This window comes from Conexibacter sp. JCM 18997 (genome assembly GCF_055391915.1).
Genome location: NZ_AP043885.1, coordinates 4656485 through 4674542 on the forward strand (window position 1 = coordinate 4656485; position 18058 = coordinate 4674542).

Annotated in this window: 22 protein-coding genes; 15 read left to right on the forward strand and 7 right to left on the reverse strand. The window is 73.1% G+C overall.

Features of this window, described 5'->3' with window-relative positions; translation table 11 throughout:
* Positions 1–5 precede the first annotated feature (5 nt).
* Genes ACZ5UI_RS23390 through ACZ5UI_RS23415 form a run of 6 tightly spaced genes read left to right on the forward strand, consistent with a single transcriptional unit; the run spans position 6 to position 4653 of the window.
* Positions 6–992 carry a PstC family ABC transporter permease gene (locus tag ACZ5UI_RS23390; RefSeq protein WP_464191615.1) on the forward strand — a complete coding sequence of 329 codons (987 nt, stop codon included), beginning with the start codon at positions 6–8 and terminating at the stop codon, positions 990–992.
* Entirely contained in the window at positions 992–1960 is a 969-nt protein-coding gene (locus ACZ5UI_RS23395; protein WP_464191617.1) for a PstA family ABC transporter permease, read from the forward strand. The genes ACZ5UI_RS23390 and ACZ5UI_RS23395 overlap by 1 nt, the downstream gene beginning before the upstream one ends.
* Positions 1957–2853, forward strand: a complete 897-nt coding sequence (locus tag ACZ5UI_RS23400; RefSeq protein WP_464191619.1) for a phosphate ABC transporter ATP-binding protein — start codon at positions 1957–1959, stop codon at positions 2851–2853. Before ACZ5UI_RS23395 ends, ACZ5UI_RS23400 begins: the two co-directional genes overlap by 4 nt.
* Positions 2850–3587, forward strand: coding sequence for a hypothetical protein (locus ACZ5UI_RS23405; RefSeq protein WP_464191621.1), 738 nt, complete (start codon positions 2850–2852; stop codon positions 3585–3587). Before ACZ5UI_RS23400 ends, ACZ5UI_RS23405 begins: the two co-directional genes overlap by 4 nt.
* Positions 3584–4294, forward strand: coding sequence for a hypothetical protein (locus tag ACZ5UI_RS23410; RefSeq protein WP_464191624.1), 711 nt, complete (start codon positions 3584–3586; stop codon positions 4292–4294). The genes ACZ5UI_RS23405 and ACZ5UI_RS23410 overlap by 4 nt, the downstream gene beginning before the upstream one ends.
* Positions 4291–4653, forward strand: a complete 363-nt coding sequence (locus ACZ5UI_RS23415) for a hypothetical protein (protein ID WP_464191626.1) — start codon at positions 4291–4293, stop codon at positions 4651–4653. The genes ACZ5UI_RS23410 and ACZ5UI_RS23415 overlap by 4 nt, the downstream gene beginning before the upstream one ends.
* On the opposite strand, the gene ACZ5UI_RS23420 is transcribed toward ACZ5UI_RS23415, so the two are convergent.
* Entirely contained in the window at positions 4650–5720 is a 1071-nt protein-coding gene (locus tag ACZ5UI_RS23420) for a winged helix DNA-binding domain-containing protein (RefSeq protein ID WP_464191628.1), read from the reverse strand. The genes ACZ5UI_RS23415 and ACZ5UI_RS23420 overlap by 4 nt on opposite strands.
* Before the next feature lie 18 nt (positions 5721–5738).
* On the opposite strand from ACZ5UI_RS23420, the gene ACZ5UI_RS23425 reads away from it, so the two are divergent.
* Entirely contained in the window at positions 5739–6377 is a 639-nt protein-coding gene (locus ACZ5UI_RS23425) for an HAD family hydrolase (RefSeq protein ID WP_464191630.1), read from the forward strand.
* 3 nt (positions 6378–6380) lie between these two features.
* Here ACZ5UI_RS23425 and ACZ5UI_RS23430 read toward each other — a convergent pair whose 3' ends face one another.
* Positions 6381–7274 carry an EamA family transporter gene (locus ACZ5UI_RS23430; RefSeq protein ID WP_464191633.1) on the reverse strand — a complete coding sequence of 298 codons (894 nt, stop codon included), beginning with the start codon at positions 7272–7274 and terminating at the stop codon, positions 6381–6383.
* Between the two features lie 72 nt (positions 7275–7346).
* On the opposite strand from ACZ5UI_RS23430, the gene ACZ5UI_RS23435 reads away from it, so the two are divergent.
* Complete coding sequence (locus ACZ5UI_RS23435) at positions 7347–8267, forward strand: LysR family transcriptional regulator (RefSeq protein ID WP_464191635.1); 921 nt, start codon at positions 7347–7349, stop codon at positions 8265–8267.
* Here the strand turns inward: ACZ5UI_RS23435 and ACZ5UI_RS23440 are convergent.
* Positions 8264–9136: an EamA family transporter gene (locus ACZ5UI_RS23440; RefSeq protein WP_464191637.1), complete on the reverse strand. Its 873-nt coding sequence runs from the start codon at positions 9134–9136 to the stop codon at positions 8264–8266. The two genes, ACZ5UI_RS23435 and ACZ5UI_RS23440, sit on opposite strands and share 4 nt — an antisense overlap.
* A 59-nt stretch (positions 9137–9195) precedes the next feature.
* Between ACZ5UI_RS23440 and ACZ5UI_RS23445 the strand changes: the two genes are divergently transcribed.
* Positions 9196–9657 carry an Lrp/AsnC family transcriptional regulator gene (locus tag ACZ5UI_RS23445; protein ID WP_464191639.1) on the forward strand — a complete coding sequence of 154 codons (462 nt, stop codon included), beginning with the start codon at positions 9196–9198 and terminating at the stop codon, positions 9655–9657.
* A 4-nt stretch (positions 9658–9661) separates the two neighbouring features.
* Here the strand turns inward: ACZ5UI_RS23445 and ACZ5UI_RS23450 are convergent, their stop codons facing one another.
* Positions 9662–10072 (reverse strand): hypothetical protein, encoded by a 411-nt coding sequence (locus ACZ5UI_RS23450; RefSeq protein ID WP_464191641.1) that lies wholly within the window; start codon positions 10070–10072, stop codon positions 9662–9664.
* A 52-nt stretch (positions 10073–10124) separates the two neighbouring features.
* Entirely contained in the window at positions 10125–10388 is a 264-nt protein-coding gene (locus ACZ5UI_RS23455; RefSeq protein WP_464191643.1) for an excalibur calcium-binding domain-containing protein, read from the reverse strand.
* Positions 10389–10479: 91 nt separating this feature from the next.
* Here ACZ5UI_RS23455 and ACZ5UI_RS23460 point away from each other — a divergent pair, with 91 nt between their 5' ends.
* Genes ACZ5UI_RS23460 through ACZ5UI_RS23475 form a run of 4 tightly spaced genes read left to right on the forward strand, consistent with a single transcriptional unit; the run spans position 10480 to position 13829 of the window.
* The gene (locus ACZ5UI_RS23460; RefSeq protein ID WP_464191645.1) at positions 10480–10875 is read left to right on the forward strand and encodes a PPOX class F420-dependent oxidoreductase; all 396 of its coding nucleotides are present in this window, start codon (positions 10480–10482) and stop codon (positions 10873–10875) included.
* Entirely contained in the window at positions 10872–11531 is a 660-nt protein-coding gene (locus ACZ5UI_RS23465) for an HAD family hydrolase (protein WP_464191647.1), read from the forward strand. The genes ACZ5UI_RS23460 and ACZ5UI_RS23465 overlap by 4 nt, the downstream gene beginning before the upstream one ends.
* Before the next feature lie 12 nt (positions 11532–11543).
* A complete protein-coding gene (locus ACZ5UI_RS23470; RefSeq protein ID WP_464191649.1) occupies positions 11544–12785 on the forward strand; it encodes an ArsB/NhaD family transporter in 1242 nt (413 codons plus the stop codon).
* Positions 12786–12803: 18 nt separating this feature from the next.
* Positions 12804–13829, forward strand: coding sequence for a lysylphosphatidylglycerol synthase transmembrane domain-containing protein (locus ACZ5UI_RS23475; RefSeq protein ID WP_464191651.1), 1026 nt, complete (start codon positions 12804–12806; stop codon positions 13827–13829).
* On the opposite strand, the gene ACZ5UI_RS23480 is transcribed toward ACZ5UI_RS23475, so the two are convergent.
* Complete coding sequence (locus ACZ5UI_RS23480) at positions 13792–14058, reverse strand: hypothetical protein (protein ID WP_464191653.1); 267 nt, start codon at positions 14056–14058, stop codon at positions 13792–13794. The two genes, ACZ5UI_RS23475 and ACZ5UI_RS23480, sit on opposite strands and share 38 nt — an antisense overlap.
* 36 nt (positions 14059–14094) lie before the next feature.
* Here ACZ5UI_RS23480 and ACZ5UI_RS23485 point away from each other — a divergent pair, with 36 nt between their 5' ends.
* Together ACZ5UI_RS23485 and ACZ5UI_RS23490 are read left to right on the forward strand one after the other, a co-directional pair.
* Complete coding sequence (locus ACZ5UI_RS23485; RefSeq protein ID WP_464191656.1) at positions 14095–14805, forward strand: alpha/beta fold hydrolase; 711 nt, start codon at positions 14095–14097, stop codon at positions 14803–14805.
* Positions 14806–14876: 71 nt separating this feature from the next.
* Positions 14877–16022, forward strand: a complete 1146-nt coding sequence (locus tag ACZ5UI_RS23490) for a PucR family transcriptional regulator (RefSeq protein WP_464191658.1) — start codon at positions 14877–14879, stop codon at positions 16020–16022.
* 90 nt (positions 16023–16112) lie between these two features.
* Here the strand turns inward: ACZ5UI_RS23490 and ACZ5UI_RS23495 are convergent, their stop codons facing one another.
* A complete protein-coding gene (locus ACZ5UI_RS23495) occupies positions 16113–18050 on the reverse strand; it encodes a primary-amine oxidase (protein ID WP_464191660.1) in 1938 nt (645 codons plus the stop codon).
* Positions 18051–18058 lie beyond the last annotated feature (8 nt).

Genomic DNA, 18058 nt, shown 5'->3' on the forward strand with positions numbered 1-18058 from the left:
TAGCGATGCTGCGACGGCTTCGAGAGCCGTGGACGGACCGGCAGGCTGGGCGACGCCTTGGCGTCGTCGCCTGCCTGGTCCTCGTCCTGATCCTGCTGATGATCGTCTTCGTGACGATCAAGGCCTGGCCGACGCTGAAGGCCAACGGCTGGGTGGGCTGGCTGGGTCCCGGCGGCAACGTCGACCGGCAGCTGGACTCGATGATCCAGGTCGGCCAGAACCCGCCCGCGGAGGCCTACCACCTGCGCGCCTGGCCGCTGGTCTACGCGACGCTGCTGACCAGCGTCGTCGCCGTCGGCCTGGGCCTGCTCGTGTCGCTGTTCACGGCGATCTTCATCGTCGAGTTCGCGCCCAAGCGGCTGCGCGACGCGATCATCCCGGCGGTCCGGCTGCTGGCCGCGGTCCCCTCGGTCATCTACGGCCTGATCGGGATCCTCGTGCTGGTCCCGTTCTTCAACAACCACCTGATCGGCACCGAACGCAAGGAGTCGGTGAAGTTCGTCGTCCAGCTCGACGGCACCGGCCTGGGCGTGGCCTGCCTGATCCTCATGGTCATGGTCGTGCCGATCATGGTGGCGATCATCGTCGACGCCCTGCGCGCCATTCCGCGCGGGTGGACCGAGGGCTCCGAGGCGCTGGGCGCCAACCGGTGGGAGACCGTCTGGTCGATCTCCGTCAAGGCCGCGCGGCCGGCGATCATCGCCGCCGCCGTCCTGTCCGGCGCCCGCGCGCTGGGCGAGGCGATCATGCTCTCGATGGTGTCGGGCTCGCGCGGGTTCGCCCCGAACCTGTTCGACGGCCTGACCTACGTGTTCGAGCCGCTGCGCCCCGTCGCGGCGACGATGGTCGAGAACGTCGACGCGATGAACGCGCCCCCGATCAAGTCGACGATCTACGCGTTCGCGCTGCTGCTGCTGTTCTCGTCGCTGGTGCTGTCGGTGGGCGGATACATCGCCAAGCTGCCGATGCGCCGGCAGGGGATCCGCGTCTGATGGCCGTCGCCACCGCTCCCCGCGCAACCCGCCCCAAGCCGCGCAAGGACCCGGTCTCGACCTGGCCCATCCGCCACCGGATCGCGCTCGGCCTGGCCTGGGCCTGCGGGCTGTCCGTGGTCATCACCGCGGCGGCGATCGTCATCTTCATGGCGGTCAAGGGGATCCAGTACCTGAACATCGACCTGCTGTTCAGCCACCCGACGCCGGGCCTGGCCCAGGGCGAGACCGGCGGGATCCTCGACCCGGTGCTGGGCACCGTCCTGCTCACCGTGATCGGCATCGCCATCGCGGTGCCGCTGGCCGTGTGCAGCGCGCTGTGGCTGGTCGAGTACGGCAAGCCGGCCGGCCTGGCCCGCCTGGTCGAGTCGGGCATCGAGGTGATCGCCGGCACGCCGGACATCGTCATCGCGATCTTCGGCCTGGCCATCTTCCAGATGGGGATCTTCGCGCCGCTGTCGTTCACCGCATCGGGCGGCGGCGTGTTTGGCCGCTCGTTCATCGCGGCCGGGGCGATGATGTCGCTGATCGCGCTGCCCTACGTGTTCAACACCACGCGCGAGGGCCTGCAGGCGATCCCGCGTCAGATGCGCGAGGCGTCCTGGGCGCTGGGCAAGACGAAGATCTGCACGATCCGCACCGTGCTGCTGCCGCAGGTGCGCCACAACATCGTCACCGGCTCGGCGCTGGGCATGGGCCGCATCGTCGGCGACACCGCGATCGTCGTGGTGCTGCTCGGTGCCACCCTGCGCCTCGAGGGCCAGGGCAACATCCCCGTGCTGGACATCCTCAAGGGGACCGGCTCGACGCTGACCAGCTACGTCTACGTCGCCTCGCCCGCCGGCGAGGGCAACGCGCCGCAGAAGGCCTACGCGGCGGCGTTCGTCCTGCTCCTGATCGTTCTCGCCCTCAACGCCGCCGCCGACTGGATCGGACGCCGTGGCTCCCGCATGGAGGTCGCGCCGTGAGCGCCATCGACCCGATCGTCGACGAAGCCGAGCCGCGCCTGCCGCCGCCGGTCCGCCGCGTGCGTGTCGACACGACGCCGCGGCCGGTGGACCCCGCCGTCGATCCGCTGGTCCCGGTCACGCGCCGCTCGGGCAGCGGGCCGGAGCGGATGCGCGTCGAGGACCTGACCGTCAACTACGGCGACAACCAGGTGGTCAAGGGCGTGTCGCTGGCCGTGCATCAGGGCGAGGTGCTCGCGCTGATCGGCCCGTCGGGCTGCGGCAAGACGACGCTGCTGCGCACGCTCAACCGCCTGACCGAGTCGACCCCGACCGCCTGGCGCGGCGGCCGCGTGCTGCTCGACGGCGACGAGGTCGAGCAGATCGAGGTGACCGCGCTGCGCCGGCGGATCTCGATGGTCTTCCAGCAGCCCAACCCGTTCCCGATGTCGATCTTCGACAACATCGCCTACGCGATCCGGGTGCAGAACCGCAAGCGCCCGGGGCGCAAGGAGCTCGAGCCGCTGATCGTCGACGCGCTGCGGCGGGCCGGCCTGTACGACGAGCTGGCCGGCGACCTGGATCGCCCCGCGTTGCGCCTGTCGGGCGGCCAGCAGCAGCGCCTGTGCATCGCCCGGGCGATCGCCACGCGGCCCGAGGTCCTGCTCATGGACGAGCCGTGCTCGGCCCTGGACCCGCGCTCGACCGCGGTCATCGAGGAGCTGATCGGCGAGCTGCGCAAGGACCTGGCCGTGGTGATCGTCACCCACAACCTGGCGCAGGCCCATCGCGTCGCCGACCGCGTCGCCTTCATGTACCTGGGCGACCTCGTCGAGTACGGCGACGTGCGCCAGGTGTTCGAGGCGCCGCGCGCCCAGCGCACGCGCGACTACGTCGCAGGGGCGTTCGGGTGATCCGTGGACTGCCGCTCGCCATCCTCGGGGCCGCCGCCATGCTGACGCTGACCGCGTGCGAGTCCAACCAGGACCGCAGCGCGAAGATCGAGGCCGAGGGCCAGCACGCGATGCAGGACGCCGGCACGCTGAAGCTGGGCCAGCCCAACCCCGACGTCAAGGTCGCCCAGGCCACGCTGCTGCGCGCCAACGGGGCGCTGGCCGCCGTGGTCCAGCTCGACAACGCGGGCGCGCCGCAGGCCGACGTGCCCGTGCTGATCGACGTGACCGACGCCCAAGGCGCCTCGCTGTACCGCAACGACGCCAACGGGCTGCAGCCCGCGCTGCAGCGCGTCGCGCTGGTGGAGAAGGGCGACGACGTGTGGTGGGTCAACGATCAGCTGCTCGGCGCCGAGCAGGGCGCCAAGAAGGTCTCGGTCAAGGTGGGCAGCGCGACGCCGGTGGCCGAGATCCCCGACGTCAAGGCCACCGATGTCCACTTCGAGGACGCGGAGGGCGGCGCCTACCTGACGGGCACCATCGTCAACCACACCGACGCGACGCAGCTCAACCTGCCGATCTTCGCGGTGGCCACCAAGGGCGAGCGGATCGTCGCGGCCGGCCGGGCGCTGGTGCCCAAGGTCGTGCCCGGCGATCCGCCCAAGCCGCCCCGCTTCCGTCTGTACTTCGTCGGCGATCCCAAGGGCGCGAAGGTCCATCTGACCGTCGCGCCCAACGTGAAGGAGGCCTCGTGACCGACACGGCGACCGAGACCCAGGACGGGCTGGCCGAGCCCTGCCGCGACTGCCGCGCGCCGCTGGTGCCCGGGCAGCGCTACTGCCTGTACTGCGGGACGCGCCGGCCGGACGCCCGCATGGAGTTCATGGACGTGCTCGTCCAGGACGTCGCCGGGCCGTCGATCCCGGCGCCGCCGCTGCCGCCCGCGACGGCCGTCGCCGCCGCCGGTGCGCCGCGGGAGCCCGGCGTCAACGGCTGGCTGCGTCAGAACACGCCGATCCTGGCGCTGACCGGGCTGATCCTGGGCACGCTGCTGATCGGCCTGCTGATCGGGCACTGGGCCACGAGCAGCGACGCGACCCAGCCCGCCGCGGCCAAGGCGGCGGCGCCCACCGTGGTGCGCGTCGAGGGGGGCGGCACGACGACCGCCGCCGCCGATACGACCGCGACGGACGACACGTCCGCAGTCGCTGACCCGACGAAGGACAAGGCCAAGGACAAGGCGTCGGCCAAGGAGCAGGACGACAGCGCCAAGGCGCCGGAGGCCGCCGCGCCGCCCGCCGACGCGGTCAGCGCCGACTCGCTCCCCGAGGGCGCGGCCAAGGACAAGGCGATCGAGCAGGCGGCCAAGAAGGGCCAGCCGATCTCCACCGGCAACGGCGAGCTGCCGCCCACCGACAGCAAGGCGCCCGCCGGCGGGACCGACTTCGAGACGATCGGATGACGCCGCAGCCCTCCATCCCACCGCTGGACGACCTGCGCGCGCAACGCCACGAGCTGGCCAAGCGCGTCGCGCAGCTGACGTTCGACCTTGGCGGCCTGACCTACGAGATGGCCATCCGCGAGCACTACCGCCTCGACGTGCTCAACAGGCGCGCGGCCGAGCTGCAGGAGGTCGACGCTCAGCTGGGCGAGGTCGAGCGACTGCTGGCCGCCTCCGACGGCGGCGTCGTGGGGGCCTGCCGGGCCTGCGGTGCCGTGCATTCGCGTGGCGCGGTGTTCTGCTGGCAGTGCGGGCAGCCGCTGATGCCCGGCTCGGAGGCCGAGCCCTCGCCGGTCGAGACGATCGAGCCGGTCGCCTAGAAGCGGATCTCGCGCCGGCCGGCCCGCGGCGCGATCAGCTCGATCAGCGACTCGGCCTCGGCCTCCACGTCGGCCCGGGCCGCGCCCGCGTCGATGCGCAGGATCGCCGCGTCGCCCTCCAGCTCGAGCTTCCATGTGCCGGCGTGGAAGCCGTCGAGGAGCAGGTGGCCGATCCAGGTCCCGGTCGGGAAGACCCGGCCGGTCCGGACCGCGCCGATCACCCGGCCCCGGTCGTCGTGGCCGAGCAGCAGGTTGTCGTACTCGGGCAGGAAGCGCGGCGGCGCGGGCGTGTCGGGATCGGGCAGCGGGCCGTCGGGGACGTCGAACAGCTCGCGCCCCTGCTCGTCGCGGAACGTGCGCAGATCCGGGCGCAGGCGCTCGAAGGCCGGGCGCAGGTTGGTCAGCCGCGACCAGATGCGCATGTCGGCGACGCTGGCCGGGCCGAAGGCGGCCAGGTAGCGGGGCACGAGCGCGTCGAGGTCGCCCTCGGCGTCGATGTCGGGCAGCGGCGCCCACGTGGCCTGGGCGCTGGCCTGCCACAGCCCGCGCGGCGGCACCTGGTAGACCGGGTTCAGCGACGTGACGGCCTGGGCCAGCGCGTCGCCGGGCGCGTCGGGCCAGCGCGGCGCCAGCCGCTGGGTCAGCTGGGCGCGGGTCAGCGGTCCGTGCTCGTGCAGCAGCGCGAGGCCCGCCTGCGCGACGTCGGCCGGATCCACGCCGGCCTGCTCCAGGGGCCGCCCGAACGGCGGGCGGAAGGCCCCGGCCATGACCGGCGCGTTGAGCGGGGCGAGCCGCCGCGCGTCGCCCAGCGTGACCAGGTGGATCGTCGGCCGGATGACCGACGCGCGCACGGCCTCGCCGCGCTCGATCGCCCCGCTCAGCTGCGCCGGATCGAACCGGGCGCTGCGCGCGTGCAGCGCCACGTAGGGGTTGGACGGCACCTGCGCCTGGAGCCCGACGAGCGTCTCCAACAGCTCGAGCGGGGCAGCGTCGGTGCGCTCCAGCAGGTGCTGGCGGGCCAGCAGCGCGCGGTTGAGCTGACGGGTGGACAGGGTCGGCGGCGCCACTGCGCGATCATGTCATCCGTGCCCGCCGACGCCGTCCTGTTCGATCTCGACGGCTGCCTGGTCGATTCGCGGGTGCCGTTCGCCCGCTCGATCAACGCGGCGCTGGTCGATCACGGTCTCCAGCCGCGCCCCGAGGAGGAGCTGCACGGCTACCTCGGGCCGCCGATCCACGCCACCTTCCGCACGATGGTCGACGACGAGCGCACGGTGCAGTCGCTGGTCGACGCCTACCGCAGCCGCTACCGCGAGCGCGCCGCGGACGAGACGCCCGTGTTCGATGGCGTGCACGAGACCGTCGGCGCGCTGGCCGAGCGGGTGCCGCTGGTCGTGGCCACCAGCAAGCCGCACGCGCTGGCCGAGCCGCTGCTGCGCGCGCTCGGTTTGCGCGACCACTTCCGCGCCGTCGTCGGTCCGGACCTGGCCGCCGTCGACGAGTCCAAGGCGGCCACGGTCCAACGGGCGCTCATCCACGTGCCGGGGCGCACGCGCGTGGTGATGGTCGGCGACCGGCGGTTCGACATGGAGGCCGCGCGCCAGCACGGCCTGCGGGGCGTGGGCGTCCTGTGGGGCATCGGCGGCGCGGCCGAGTTGCGCGACGCCGGCGCCGACGTGCTCGTCGCGCACCCCAGCGAGCTGCCCGCCGCGATCGACGGCTGAGCCCTACGGCTCGGCGGTGACCAGCGCCGCGGTCGGGCGCCGCAGGCGCAGCGCCCGCGTGGTCAGCCCCAGCCCGGCCAGCACGACCAGCGCGCCGACCAGCTCCAGGACGGTCGGCACCTCGTCGAGCGCGAGCCAGGCCGCGGCGATGCCCACGACCGGCACCAGCAGCGTGAACGGCGCCACCTGGGAGGCGGGGTGGTGGCGCATCAGCCAGGTCCACACGCCGTAGCCGAACGCGGTCGCGCCGATCACCACGTACAGCAACGCGGCGATGCCGCCCAGCGTGACGTGGGCGAACGCGTCGCCGATCGCGGCCGGGCCCTCGAAGGCCAGCGACAACGTCAGCAGCGGGATCGGCGGGATCAGGCACGACCACACGAGCATCGAGATCGGGTTGGGCGCCTGGGCCTGGCGCACGCAGATGTTGCCCGCGCCCCACGACGCCGCCGAGCCGACGCACAGCAGCACGGCCAGCAGCGGGACGCCCTCGGCCCGCCCGAGGGCGATGATCGCCAGCCCGCCCAGGGCCACGGCGGCGCCGGCCAGCTGCGCCCGGCTGGGCCGCTCGCCCAGGAAGGCCACGGCCAGGCCGATCGTGAACACCGCCTGCAGCTGCACGACGAGCGAGGCCAGGCCCGCCGGCATGCCCTGGTCCATGGCCACGAACAGCAGCCCGAACTGGAACGCGCCGATGAACGTGCCCATCCCGATCACCCAGCGCCACGGGACGCCGGGGCGGCCCACGAAGAAGATCGCGGGCACCGCCATCAGCACGAAGCGCAGCGCCGCGAACAGCAGCGGCGGGAAGTCACCCAGGCCCTCGTGGATGACCACGAAGTTGACCCCCCACACGATGGCGACGCAGACGGCCAGGACGATGTGGCGGGTGGGCATGCCCGACATCCTGGCGCGCGGATCGATGAAGAACGAGTGGACTTTCTGTGCGGGACCCGTAAGCTCGGCTACATGGTTGACCTGCGCCGACTGCGCGCCCTGCGCGAGCTCGCCGACCGCGGCACGATCGCCGCGGCCGCCGATGCGCTGCATCTGACGCCGTCCGCCGTGTCCCAGCAGCTGGCCGCGCTGGAGCGCGAGATCGGCCAGCCGCTGCTCGAGCCCGAGGGGCGGGGTGTGCGCCTGACGCCCGCGGCGCGCGTGCTGCTGGGCCACGGCGACGCGCTGTTCGCGCAGATGGAGCTGCTCCAGGCCGACCTGGACGCACACGCCGCCGGCGAGGCGGGCGAGCTGCGGGTGGGCGCCTTCGCCACCGCGATCGGCGGCCTCGTGCTGCCCGCCGCCGCGCTGCTGGCCGAGCGCGCGCCCGGCGTGCGGGTCCTGGTCATCGAGGCCGAGTCGCCGCAGTCGTTCGTGGACCTGGGGCGCAGCGAGCTCGACGTCGCGCTGTCCATGGAGGCCGACGGCGTGCCCGGCGCCGACGACCCGCGCTTCGCCCGCCGCGCGCTGCTGGCCGACCTGCTCGACGCGGCGCTGCCCGCGGACCATCCGCTGGCCGATCAGGACGAGATCGAGCTCGCCCACCTGGCCGGCGAGACCTGGATCGCGCCCCCGGCGGGGTGGACCTGCGAGGCGGTCGTGCTGACCGGCTGCCGCGTCGCCGGCTTCAGCCCGCGCATCGCGCACCGCACGGGCGACTGGCGCGCGTCGCTGGCGCTGGTGGCCGGCGGGTTCGGCGTCGCGCTGGTGCCGCGGCTGGCCGGCGTCACGCCGCCCGCGGGCACGGTCGTGCGCCCGTTGTCGGGGATCCCGCCGATCCGCCACGTGTTCGCCGCCTGCCGGCGCGGGGCCGAGCAGGCGCCGGCGATGCGCGCGCTGCTGGACGCGCTGCAGGACGCCGCGGCCGAGCACCTCGCCGTCCCGGCCTACTAAGCGGCTTCCGCCAGCTGCGCCGGCTCGATCTCGGCGTCGCGCCCCGGCGGCTCGCGGTGCAGCGCGACCGCCACGACGACAAGGGCGACGCCCGCCACCTCGCGCGCGGACGGGATCTGGGCCAGCACGATGATCCCGACGACCGTGGCCGTGGCGGGCAGCAGCGAGACGAGCAGCGCGTAGGTCGCGCGCGGCAGGCGGACCATGGCCAGCTGGTCGGCCACGTACGGGATCACCGACGAGCACACGCCGACGCCGATGCCCGCGGCGATCAACACCGGGTCCAGCAGGGACGGCGCCGCGGCCCAGCCGCCGATCGGCGTGGCCACCACGGCGGCGACGATCATCGCCGCGGCCAGGCCGTCGATGCCGGCCCCGCGCGAGACGCGGTGGGCCACGACGATGTAGCCGGCGAACAGCGCGGCGTTGGCCAGCGCGAAGCCGAGCCCGAGCAGGTCGGCCCTGACGAAGTCCCCGCCCACCCCGGTCAGCGCCAGCACCCCGGCCGCGGCCAGACCCAGCGCGATCAGGTTGCGCCCGCTGCGCATCCCCACGACGGCGACGCAGATGACGCCCGCGAACTCGATCGCCGCGACGGTGCCCAGCGGCAGCCGGTCGATCGCCTCGTAGAAGCAGGCGTTCATCACGCCGAGGATCGCCCCGAGGATCCACACGTCGCGGCTGAACGTCCCGGGCGACCGCCACGGCCGGCGCACCAGCGCGAAGATCAGCGCCGCGGAGGCGATGCGCAGCCAGGCCACGCCGAGCACCGGCATGCGCGCGAACAGCAGCACGGCGAAGGCCGGACCCAGGTAGTGGAAGACCGCGCTGACGACGAACCAGGCGTGGGGTGGAACGCGATCGCGCATCGGCCTTGAACCGTGCCGCGGGAACCGCGACGATGGAATAGGCGATCGAAGGAGTTCTCGTGTCCACGCCTGCGGATCCACCACTGGATCCGATCAACTGCCGTCTGATCGAAGAGCTACAGGCCGATGCACGGGTGACCCTGGCCGAACTGGGTCGGCGCGTCGGCCTGTCGGCACCCGCGGTGGCCGAGCGCATCGCGCGCCTGGAGGAGGCCGGCGTGATCACCGGCTACCACGCCGCGGTGAACCCGTCCGCGCTCGGCTACACGCTCGGCGCGATCCTGCGCATCCGGCCCGCGCCGCGCCAGATCCCGACCGTGGCCCGGCTCGCCCAGGACACGCCCCAGGTCGTCGAGTGCCACCGCATCACCGGCGACGACTGCTTCCTCATGCGCCTCGTCGTCCGCGACGTCGAGGAGCTCGAGGACCTGATCGACCGCTTCGCCTTCCACGGCCCGACGACGACGTCGATCATGCAGCGCTCACCGGTGCCCCGCCGCCCGGCCCCGCTGCCGGGCTGATGCCCTAGATCGGGCAGCCCGTCGGCCAGCGCCGCGTCGTGGGCTGGGGCAGCACGACGCCCGGGCTGGGGGTGAAGGTCACGCGGGTGTAGACGCGCGTTCCCTGGCACACCTTCGGCCGGTCGGCCACGACCCGCACCCGGTACCGGTGGAACGTGCCCGCGGCGCAGTACGGGTCGCAGTCGTTGATCGAGACGAACCCGTGCCCACGGGCGGTGCCGCCGCCCCAGCTCGTCCAGCGCATGCCGGTCAGCCCCAGCGCGGCATCGCCGCAGGCCAGGATCACGTGCGTCGGTCGCGCGCGATCCGGCGCGCAGCCCCCGATCTGCTGCACGGCCGTCGCGGACGCCGACGAGGCGGTGGTGCCGAGCACGATCGCGACGGCGGCAAGGATGAGGGGCGAACGCAAGGACATGCGGCCACTGTGGCACGCCACCTGCGCGGGTGAACAGCCCGCTGGACGAATCTCACTCGCAGGCCCACCCGTCGCCGTCGGCGTCGAGGCGGTAGTGGTCGTAGCCGACCACGCGGATCGGGCCGGCGACGTAGTACGGACCGTTGCCGCTGCCTCCCGCGCAGTCGTAATCGGACACGTTGGGCTTGAGGCAGGCGCCCTTGTAGGCGGGGTCGCATCTGCCGGCGGCGTCGGCCGCCGGCAGGGCGACGAGGGCCAGCGAGCAGGCAGCGACAAGTGGGGCCGCGAAGGCGGCCAGGCGGGGACCCGGGGACATGGCGGGACGCTAGAGCGCTGAGCATCTGCTGTGCACTCGTACATTTGTTGGCAGCGGTTCAAATGACGCTCCAGGGCTACCATCGCCGCCCATGGCGATCGAGCTCAACGAGGCCACGCGGCGCCTGCTCGACGGCGCGAACTTCGCGGTCCTGGCCACGCTGAACCGCGACGGCAGCCCGCAGACCTCGGCGATGTGGGTGGGGCGGGAGGGCAACGACGTGCTGTTCTCGACGCTCGCCGGACGCCAGAAGCACCGCAACCTGCTGCGCGACCCGCGCGCCAGCTTCACGATCATCGACGCGGCCGACCCGTACCTGTACGTCGAGCTGCGCGGGCCGGTCACGTTCACCGAGGACGAGGGCCGGGCGTTCGACATCGGGCTGTCGTGGAAGTACGACGGCCGCGACCCGGATCCCGACGAGCCTGGCGCGGTGCGGCTGATCGGGCGCATGACGCCCGAGAAGGCGACGGGCTACGCGGCGTGACGCCCGCGGCGGTCATCTTCGACTGCGACGGCCTGCTCGTCGACAGCGAGAGCGCGTGGACGCGCGCCGAGGCGATCCTCTACGAGCGCAACGGCATCGCGTTCACGCTCGAGCACAAGCAGGAGCTGCTGGGCACCTCGGGGCCGCAGGCGATCGCCACGTTGGAGCGCCATCTGGGCCTGACCGCGGGCGAGGGCGCGGCGCTGCTCGGCGAGCTCAACGCGCTCGCGCTGGCCGAGGTGCAGCGCTCCGCGCCCGCGCTGCCCGGATCGGTCGAGCTGGTGCAGGCGCTGCGCGAGGCCGGCGTGCCGATCGGCGTCGCCTCCAACTCGCCCCACGTGCTGGTCGACGCCAGCCTGGTCAGCGCCGGGCTGCAGGACGCGTTCGGCGCCGTGGTCAGCGCCCAGGACGTCGCGCACGGCAAGCCCGCGCCCGACGTCTACCTGGAGGCCTGTCGCCGGCTGGGCGCCGATCCCCAGGCCAGCGTCGCCTTCGAGGACTCGCCCACCGGCGTCGCCTCCGCGGTCGCCGCCGGACTGCACGTGATCGGCGTGCCTTCGGTGGAGGGCGTCGAGCTGACCGAGGCTCACGCGGTCGCCGCCTCCCTGCGCACGTCCGCGGTGTACGCGGCGGTCGGCCTGCGACTGGCGGCGTAGGCCGGCCCACCGATGCTCGAGGCGGCCGCGCTCGCGCTGCTGGTCGCCACGCTGGCCGCGGCGATCGCCCTGCCCGGCCGCGAGGCGCTCGTCGCCGCGCCCGCCGTCGCGCTCCTGCTGGCCATCGGCGCGATCAGCCCTGACGCGGCCTGGGACGAGCTGTCCGACCTCGCGCCCACGCTCGGCTTCCTGGCCGCGATGCTCGTCGTCGCGGCGGTGTGCGACCGCGACGGCCTGTTCGTGGCCGCGGGCGCGTGGATGGCCGGGCGCTCGCGCGGCGACCCGGTGCGGCTGCTGGCGCTGGTGTTCGCCGTCGCCGCGGCGGTCACCGCGACGCTGAGCCTCGACACCACGGTGCTGCTGCTCACGCCGGTGGTGATCGCCACCGCCGCGCGCCTGCGCCTGGACGCCCAGCCCTACAGCTACGCCAGCGTGCACCTGGCCAACAGCGCCTCGCTGCTGCTGCCGATCTCCAACCTCAGCAACCTGCTCGCCTTCCAGGCCACGGGCGTCTCCTTCCTGCGCTTCGGCGGCCTGATGGCGCTCCCGTGGATCGGCGCGATCGCCGTGCAGTGGATGGTGCTGCGACGCGCGTTCGCGCCCGAGCTGACCGCCGAGACCGCGGCCCCGGGCCCGCCCGCCGCGCCGGCCGTCGCGGTGCCGCGCCACGTCCTGATCATCCTCGGCCTGTCGCTGGTCGCCTTCGCCGCGAGCTCCGCGGTCTCCCTCGATCCGGCCTGGGTCGCGCTGGCCACCGCGATCGCGCTCGGAGTCCCCGCGCTGGCCGCTCGGCGCATCGACGCGCCCGCCATCGCCCGCGCGATCAACGTCCCGTTCCTGGCCTTCGTCGCCGCGCTGGCCATCGTCGTCGAAGCGGTGCGCGACCACGGCCTGGAGCGCGTCGTCTCAGGGGTGGTGCCGGGCGGCCACGGCCTGCTCGCGCTGCTGGCCATCGCCGCGATCGCCGCGATCCTGGCCAACCTGGTCAACAACCTCCCGGCGATCCTGATCCTGCTGCCCGTCGTGACGCCCGCCGGCACCGGACCGGTCCTGGCCGCGCTGATCGGGGTCAACGTCGGACCCAACCTGACCTACGTCGGCTCGCTGGCCACGCTGCTGTGGCGGCGGGTGCTCGCGCACCACGGCCTGAGCCCCGACCTGGCCCGCTTCACCCGCCTCGGGGTCGTCGTCGTGCCGGCCACGCTCGTGGTCTCCACGATCGCCCTGTGGTTGGCCTTGCAGGCGCTGGGCTGAGCCGTAGTCTGGGCAGCAGTGCCCTTCGCCGACTTCTCTTCGTTCTGGGACGGCGTCGAGTCCTTCTTCTCGAGCCTGGCCCACATCAACTGGCTGTACCTGCTGGTCGGGCTGCTGGCGTTCGGCGTCTACCTGACCATCCGCGCGCGGGCCTACTTCCACGTGCTGCGCGCCGCCTACCCCGGCGAGCGCTTCGAGTTCCGGCGCATCTGGGGGGCCTACGTCGCCGCCTACGGCTTCAACAACGTGGTGCCCGCGCGCGGCGGCGACGTGATGAAGCTGTTCCTGGTCAAGACGTCGGTGCCCAACTCGACCTACCCGGCGATCGCCTCGTCGTTCTTCGTCGAGGCGGTCTTCGACGCGACGATGGCCATCCCGATCCTGACCTACGCGTTCACCCAGGGGGCGTTCCCCAAGCCGCCGGACTTCTCCAAGCTGGGCGCGTTCGACCTCAGCTTCTTCGCCTCACACGTGCAGTTCACGCTGTTCCTGATGACGGCGTTCGCGATCCTCGTGCTCGTCGGCTTCGCGCTGCTGTCGCGACGGGTCAAGGCATTCTGGGCCCGGGTCAAGCAGGGCGTGACGATCCTGTTCGACCGCCGCCGCTACTTCCGCGAGGTGTGGCTGGTCCAGTTCGTCGGCTGGCTGTTCCGCTTCACCGCGTTCTGGTTCCTGCTCGACGCGTTCGGCGTCGGCGGCTCGGTGTCCAACGTCGCGCTGGTGCTGGGCTGCAACGCGATCGCCTCGCTGATGCCGTTCACGCCCGGCGGTGCGGGCGTGCAGCAGGCGCTGCTGATCAAGGTGTTCGGCGGCGTCGCGACGAGCGCGACGGTGGCCGCCTACTCGGTCGGCCAGCAGATCGCGATCGCCATCTTCAGCCTGGCCATCGGCTTCGGCGCGATCGTCTTCATCTTCCGCTTCCGCTCGTTCAAGGCCGTGATCGCGGCCGGACGCGAGCATCGCGCGGCTGAGCGCGCGGCGGAGGAAGCGGACGCCGGTGAGCGGCCTACTGCAGGCCGGAGCGCGCCTCACGCACGAGCGTGACGGCCTCCGGGAAGACGGTGGCCATCACGGCACGGACCTGGTTGGCCTGCGCGTCGGCATCGCCCTGCAGATTGATGCGGTTGATTGCGGCGACGGTCATCTGCACGGCCAGGTTGATGGCGTTGTCCGCCCAAGCCAGGCCCTGCTGACGCTGCATCGAATCGGCGAACTCCGCCATCCGGCGCTGCAGCTCGTCCGGGTCGCCGAAGAGATTCTCGAATCCACCCATAGGAACGAGTCTAGGCACGCTCCTTAAGCTGGGGTCATGGTGATCTTGGAGGGCGCTGGGGTTCCACTGGCCGTCGAGGTCACCGGTGACGGCCCACCCGTCCTGCTCGTCCACGGGATCGGCGAGACGCGCCACGCGTGGGCGCCGATCGCGGGCGCGCGCACGATCGCCTACGACCGCCGCGGCTACGGCGACAGCGGCGCGCCCGAGCGCTACGCGGCCACGACGATCGCCGAGCAGGCCGAGGACGCGCTCGCCGTCCTCGAGGCGGTCGAGGCGACCGACGTGGTCGCGGCCGGCAGCGACTTCGGGGCGCTGGTCATCCTCGACCTGCTGATGCGCCACCCCGACCGGATCCGCTGCGCGGTGCTGATCGACCCGGCGGCGTTCCCACTGGTGCCCGAGGCCACCGAGGCGCTCTCCCAGGAGGTCAGCCGCGTGAGCGCCGGCTTCCGCGAGGACGGCGCCGACGCGACGATCGCCCGCCTGCGCCGCGAGCGCGGCCTGCCGCCCGCCGCCCAGACCGGCAACGTGCCCGCGTTCTTCGCCGATCTGGCCGGTCAGTCGACGCTGGAGCTGACGCGCCGCTCGCTGCGCACGATCACCACGCCGGTCACGATCCTGGTCCACGACGCCGCGCCCGCGTACGTGCGCGACGCCGCCGAGATGCTGGCCGAGCTGACGCCGGACGCCGAGCTGGGCGTGGGGGAGGACCTGCGCGCCGCGGCGCAGGCCTGCCTCGCGTAGGCCGTCCGGTCCAACCAGCATCGGCCGGGCGGTCCGTGGCCGGACGCCACGGGCGCTGCCACGCTGACGGCGTGGCGACCTCCGAGCAGGCGGTGGTGCTGTTCGCGGATCGCGCTCGCCAGAGGGTGCCGGACATCGTCGACGACCTCATGGACCGCCAGTGGCGGGAGGTTCCCGAGTTCTTCGTGACCGACGATCCCGGCTACCGCGAGGCGGTGCGCGCCAGCACCCTCGAGAACGTCGAGCTGATCATCTCCGCGCTGCGCCAGCCGCGGGTGCTTCCGCGAGCGCTGGCGCCCGGCCCGCGCCGGGAGGCCGACGCGGCCGCCCAGCACGGCGCCGAGCTGCACGCGCTGCTGCGCACCTACCTGCTCGGCCAGCAGGCGATGGTCGAGCATCTGATCGACGACCTCGGCGGCGCGCCCCACGCCGGCGACAGCCTGCGCCAGGGGACGCGGATCATCCACAGCTACATGCAGGCGGTGATGCCGCTCGTGGCCGGCGAGTACGGCGACGAGCTCGGCCGCCTGCGCGCGCACCCGCAGCTGCGCCGCCTGCGGCTGGTCGAGGCCGCGCTGGACGGCGAGCAGCCCGGAGAGCTCGATCACCCGCTGGAGGCCGAGCAGATCGCGGTGGTCACCCGCGCCGAGCAGGCCGAGGCGGCGATCGCCCACGCCGCACACGGGCTCGACGCCGCGCACCTGGCCGTGCGCGCGGCCGACGGACACTGCTGGGCCTGGGTGGTCACGGCGCGTCTGGACGAGCTGCGCGACCGCCTGCGCCGGGAGGGGCTGGACGCGCCCGTCGGCCTGGGCGGCCCGGGCGGCTTCCGGCTGGCCCACCGCCAGGCGCGGCTGGCCGAGCGCCTGGCCCGCGGGCCCGCCGACGTCGTCGATCTGCGCGCCGTCGCGCTGGAGGCGCTGATCCTGGGCGATCAGCGCACCGCCTACGAGGTGGCGCGGGCCGAGCTCGGGCCGCTGGCCGGTCGCGACGACCGCGCCGAGCGGCTGCGCGCGACCCTGGAGATGTGGTTCCGCTCGCGCGAGCGGCTGAACGAGACGGCGGGCGCGCTGGGCGTCGCGCCCCGCACGGTCACCTATCGGCTGCGGAGCGCCGAGCAGCTGCTCGGCCATGCGATCGCTGATCGGCGGGCGGAGCTGGAGGCGGCCCTTCGGGTTCAGCGCCTGTTCGCCGCCGCGCCACCGCCCGCGCCTTGACGCTGGCCACCCACGCGCCGCCCACGGCGACCAGCCCGGGGGCGGCCATCAGCGTCTCCTCCACCGGCATCCCGGCGACGTGGGCAAGCATCAATCGCCACTATGACATGAATGGGCCCCGCTGCTGCGGGGCATGTCCAGCGCCGGGTTGCCGTCGAAGAACCCGGCCGGCTTGAGCTTGAAGCCGATGTGGGTGACCGGCATCACCGGCCAGTCCTCGGGGCGCACCACGTGGTGGGCGCCGAACGAGTACCAGACGACGAGGTCGGTGTCGGCCACCGGCCGGTCGGCCTTCGTCCACAGCGGCAGGCCCTCGCCGCCGGGATGCTGGTTGGGGTAGTCGCCCGCGGCGAACTTCTCGCCCTCGGCGTACGGCGTCACCCACAGGTGCTTGGCCGCGAAGCCGGCGCGCGCGCCCTGGACGGAGTCGGCGTGGGCCATGGGCAGCACGTTGTCGCCGGGCAGCAGCTTGTAGGCCACCGGGTCGCCGACGCCGTTGAGGACGCTCGGGTTCTCGATCCGCCACGTGCGCGCGCGTAGCGGGTCGATGATCCGCTGGGCCTCGGACTCGCTGGTCAGCTCGGTGCGCTTGGTCACCCACGCCGTGCCCAGCGGGTTGTCGGGTCCCATCGGGACGGGCTCGGAGTCGAGCTCGACGACCGTGTTGTTCTCGCCGTCGACGGCCATGTCCAGCCGCACGCAGAAGAAGTGCTGGTGGTGGGGGCCGTACAGGCCGGGCGCGACGAGCGTGCCGTGGCGGGGCTTCTCGCCGACCGGCAGCGCGCCGGTGGAGATGACGCCCGACAGCTTGACCTCGTACTCGATCGTGCCGTCGGTGTAGAGGTACCAGAAGTACCCGTACTCGTAGTTGCCCACGGTGACGATCGTCGAGACGACCAGCCGCCGGAGCCGGCGCACCTCGACCTCCTCGGTGCGGAAGTCCGTGTGCTTCCAGCCGATCCCGGCGTCCTCCTCGTGCAGGCAGACCGCGTTGGGGATCGTCATCGCGTTGCCGTCCTGGTCGTTGACGACGCCGTCGAAGTACTGGATCTCGCCCAGGCAGTCGCAGCCCAGCTCGAGCGGGTTGGCCAGCCATCCGAGGCCGTACTCGCCCATGTCGAAGACGTTCTTGAACGCGTGCGTGGGCGCCGGGTCGCCGTAGGGGACGTACATCTCCGACAGCGACGCGCGGTTGACGATCGGCCGCAGCCGGTCACCGTCCTGGTAGCCGATCTCGTGCAGCACGAGCCCCTCCTTCGCGTTGAAGGAGATGCGCAGGCGCCACTTCTGCCAGCCGATCGCGTGCCCGTCGATCTCGAAGCTCGGGCCGTCCGGCTGCGTGATGTCGATCGGCCGCAGGTCGGTGCGCAGCGTGGTGAACGCGGGCACGTTGTCCTCGGTCAGCATCAGCTCGGGCACGTAGTTGCCGGGCTTGGGCGGGAACGGGACGATGCCGTGGTCGGTCACCTCGACGACCGCCATCTGGTCGCAGTCGAAGATGCAGATCAGCCCCTCGACCGGGCGCGCGTAGCCGTTGTCGCCCGGCGCCGAGCGCACCCAGGTCAGCGGGCGCAGGATCCGCCGCTCGTCGGGATGGTCCTCGGGCATCGTGTGCGAGGCCGCCCACGGGTCGATCATGCACAGCGAGAAGTCGTCCACGCCGCGGGCCCGCATCGCCTCCTGCCAGCGCGGATCGGCCCGCACGATCTCCTCGCACTGCATGAACTCCTCGAAGGTGATCTGCGCCTGCACGCCCGGCTTGCGCTCGAACGAGACCACGCGCTGCTCGGTCAGCGAGACGACCGCCTCGTAGGTCCCGCGCGACTCGCGGTCGCGCAGCACGATCGCCGCCTCGCGCGGCGGGTCGGCGACGCCCTTGGCCGGCTCGCGCAGCATCACGAACACGAAGCGCCAGCTGGGGCCGAGCTCGCGCTCGGCCCGCAGCAGCTCCGACGCCGCGCCGATCTCCTCGGCGGACAGCGGCTCCAGCGGGTGGATCGCGGCGACGGGCAGATCGAGCGGGTTCACAGGTGCCT

Bases quoted from the DNA above. Each gene is read 5' to 3' on its own strand.
- ACZ5UI_RS23395 (WP_464191617.1), top strand. From the start codon at position 992: ATGGCCGTCGCCACCGCTCCCCGCGCAACCCGCCCCAAGCCGCGCAAG.
- ACZ5UI_RS23390 (WP_464191615.1), top strand. From the start codon at position 6: ATGCTGCGACGGCTTCGAGAGCCGTGGACGGACCGGCAGGCTGGGCGA.
- ACZ5UI_RS23450 (WP_464191641.1), bottom strand. From the start codon at position 10,072: ATGTCCTTGCGTTCGCCCCTCATCCTTGCCGCCGTCGCGATCGTGCTC.
- ACZ5UI_RS23415 (WP_464191626.1), top strand. From the start codon at position 4,291: ATGACGCCGCAGCCCTCCATCCCACCGCTGGACGACCTGCGCGCGCAA.
- ACZ5UI_RS23435 (WP_464191635.1), top strand. From the start codon at position 7,347: ATGGTTGACCTGCGCCGACTGCGCGCCCTGCGCGAGCTCGCCGACCGC.
- ACZ5UI_RS23460 (WP_464191645.1), top strand. From the start codon at position 10,480: ATGGCGATCGAGCTCAACGAGGCCACGCGGCGCCTGCTCGACGGCGCG.
- ACZ5UI_RS23455 (WP_464191643.1), bottom strand. From the start codon at position 10,388: ATGTCCCCGGGTCCCCGCCTGGCCGCCTTCGCGGCCCCACTTGTCGCT.
- ACZ5UI_RS23440 (WP_464191637.1), bottom strand. From the start codon at position 9,136: ATGCGCGATCGCGTTCCACCCCACGCCTGGTTCGTCGTCAGCGCGGTC.
- ACZ5UI_RS23480 (WP_464191653.1), bottom strand. From the start codon at position 14,058: ATGGGTGGATTCGAGAATCTCTTCGGCGACCCGGACGAGCTGCAGCGC.
- ACZ5UI_RS23485 (WP_464191656.1), top strand. From the start codon at position 14,095: ATGGTGATCTTGGAGGGCGCTGGGGTTCCACTGGCCGTCGAGGTCACC.
- ACZ5UI_RS23430 (WP_464191633.1), bottom strand. From the start codon at position 7,274: ATGCCCACCCGCCACATCGTCCTGGCCGTCTGCGTCGCCATCGTGTGG.
- ACZ5UI_RS23470 (WP_464191649.1), top strand. From the start codon at position 11,544: ATGCTCGAGGCGGCCGCGCTCGCGCTGCTGGTCGCCACGCTGGCCGCG.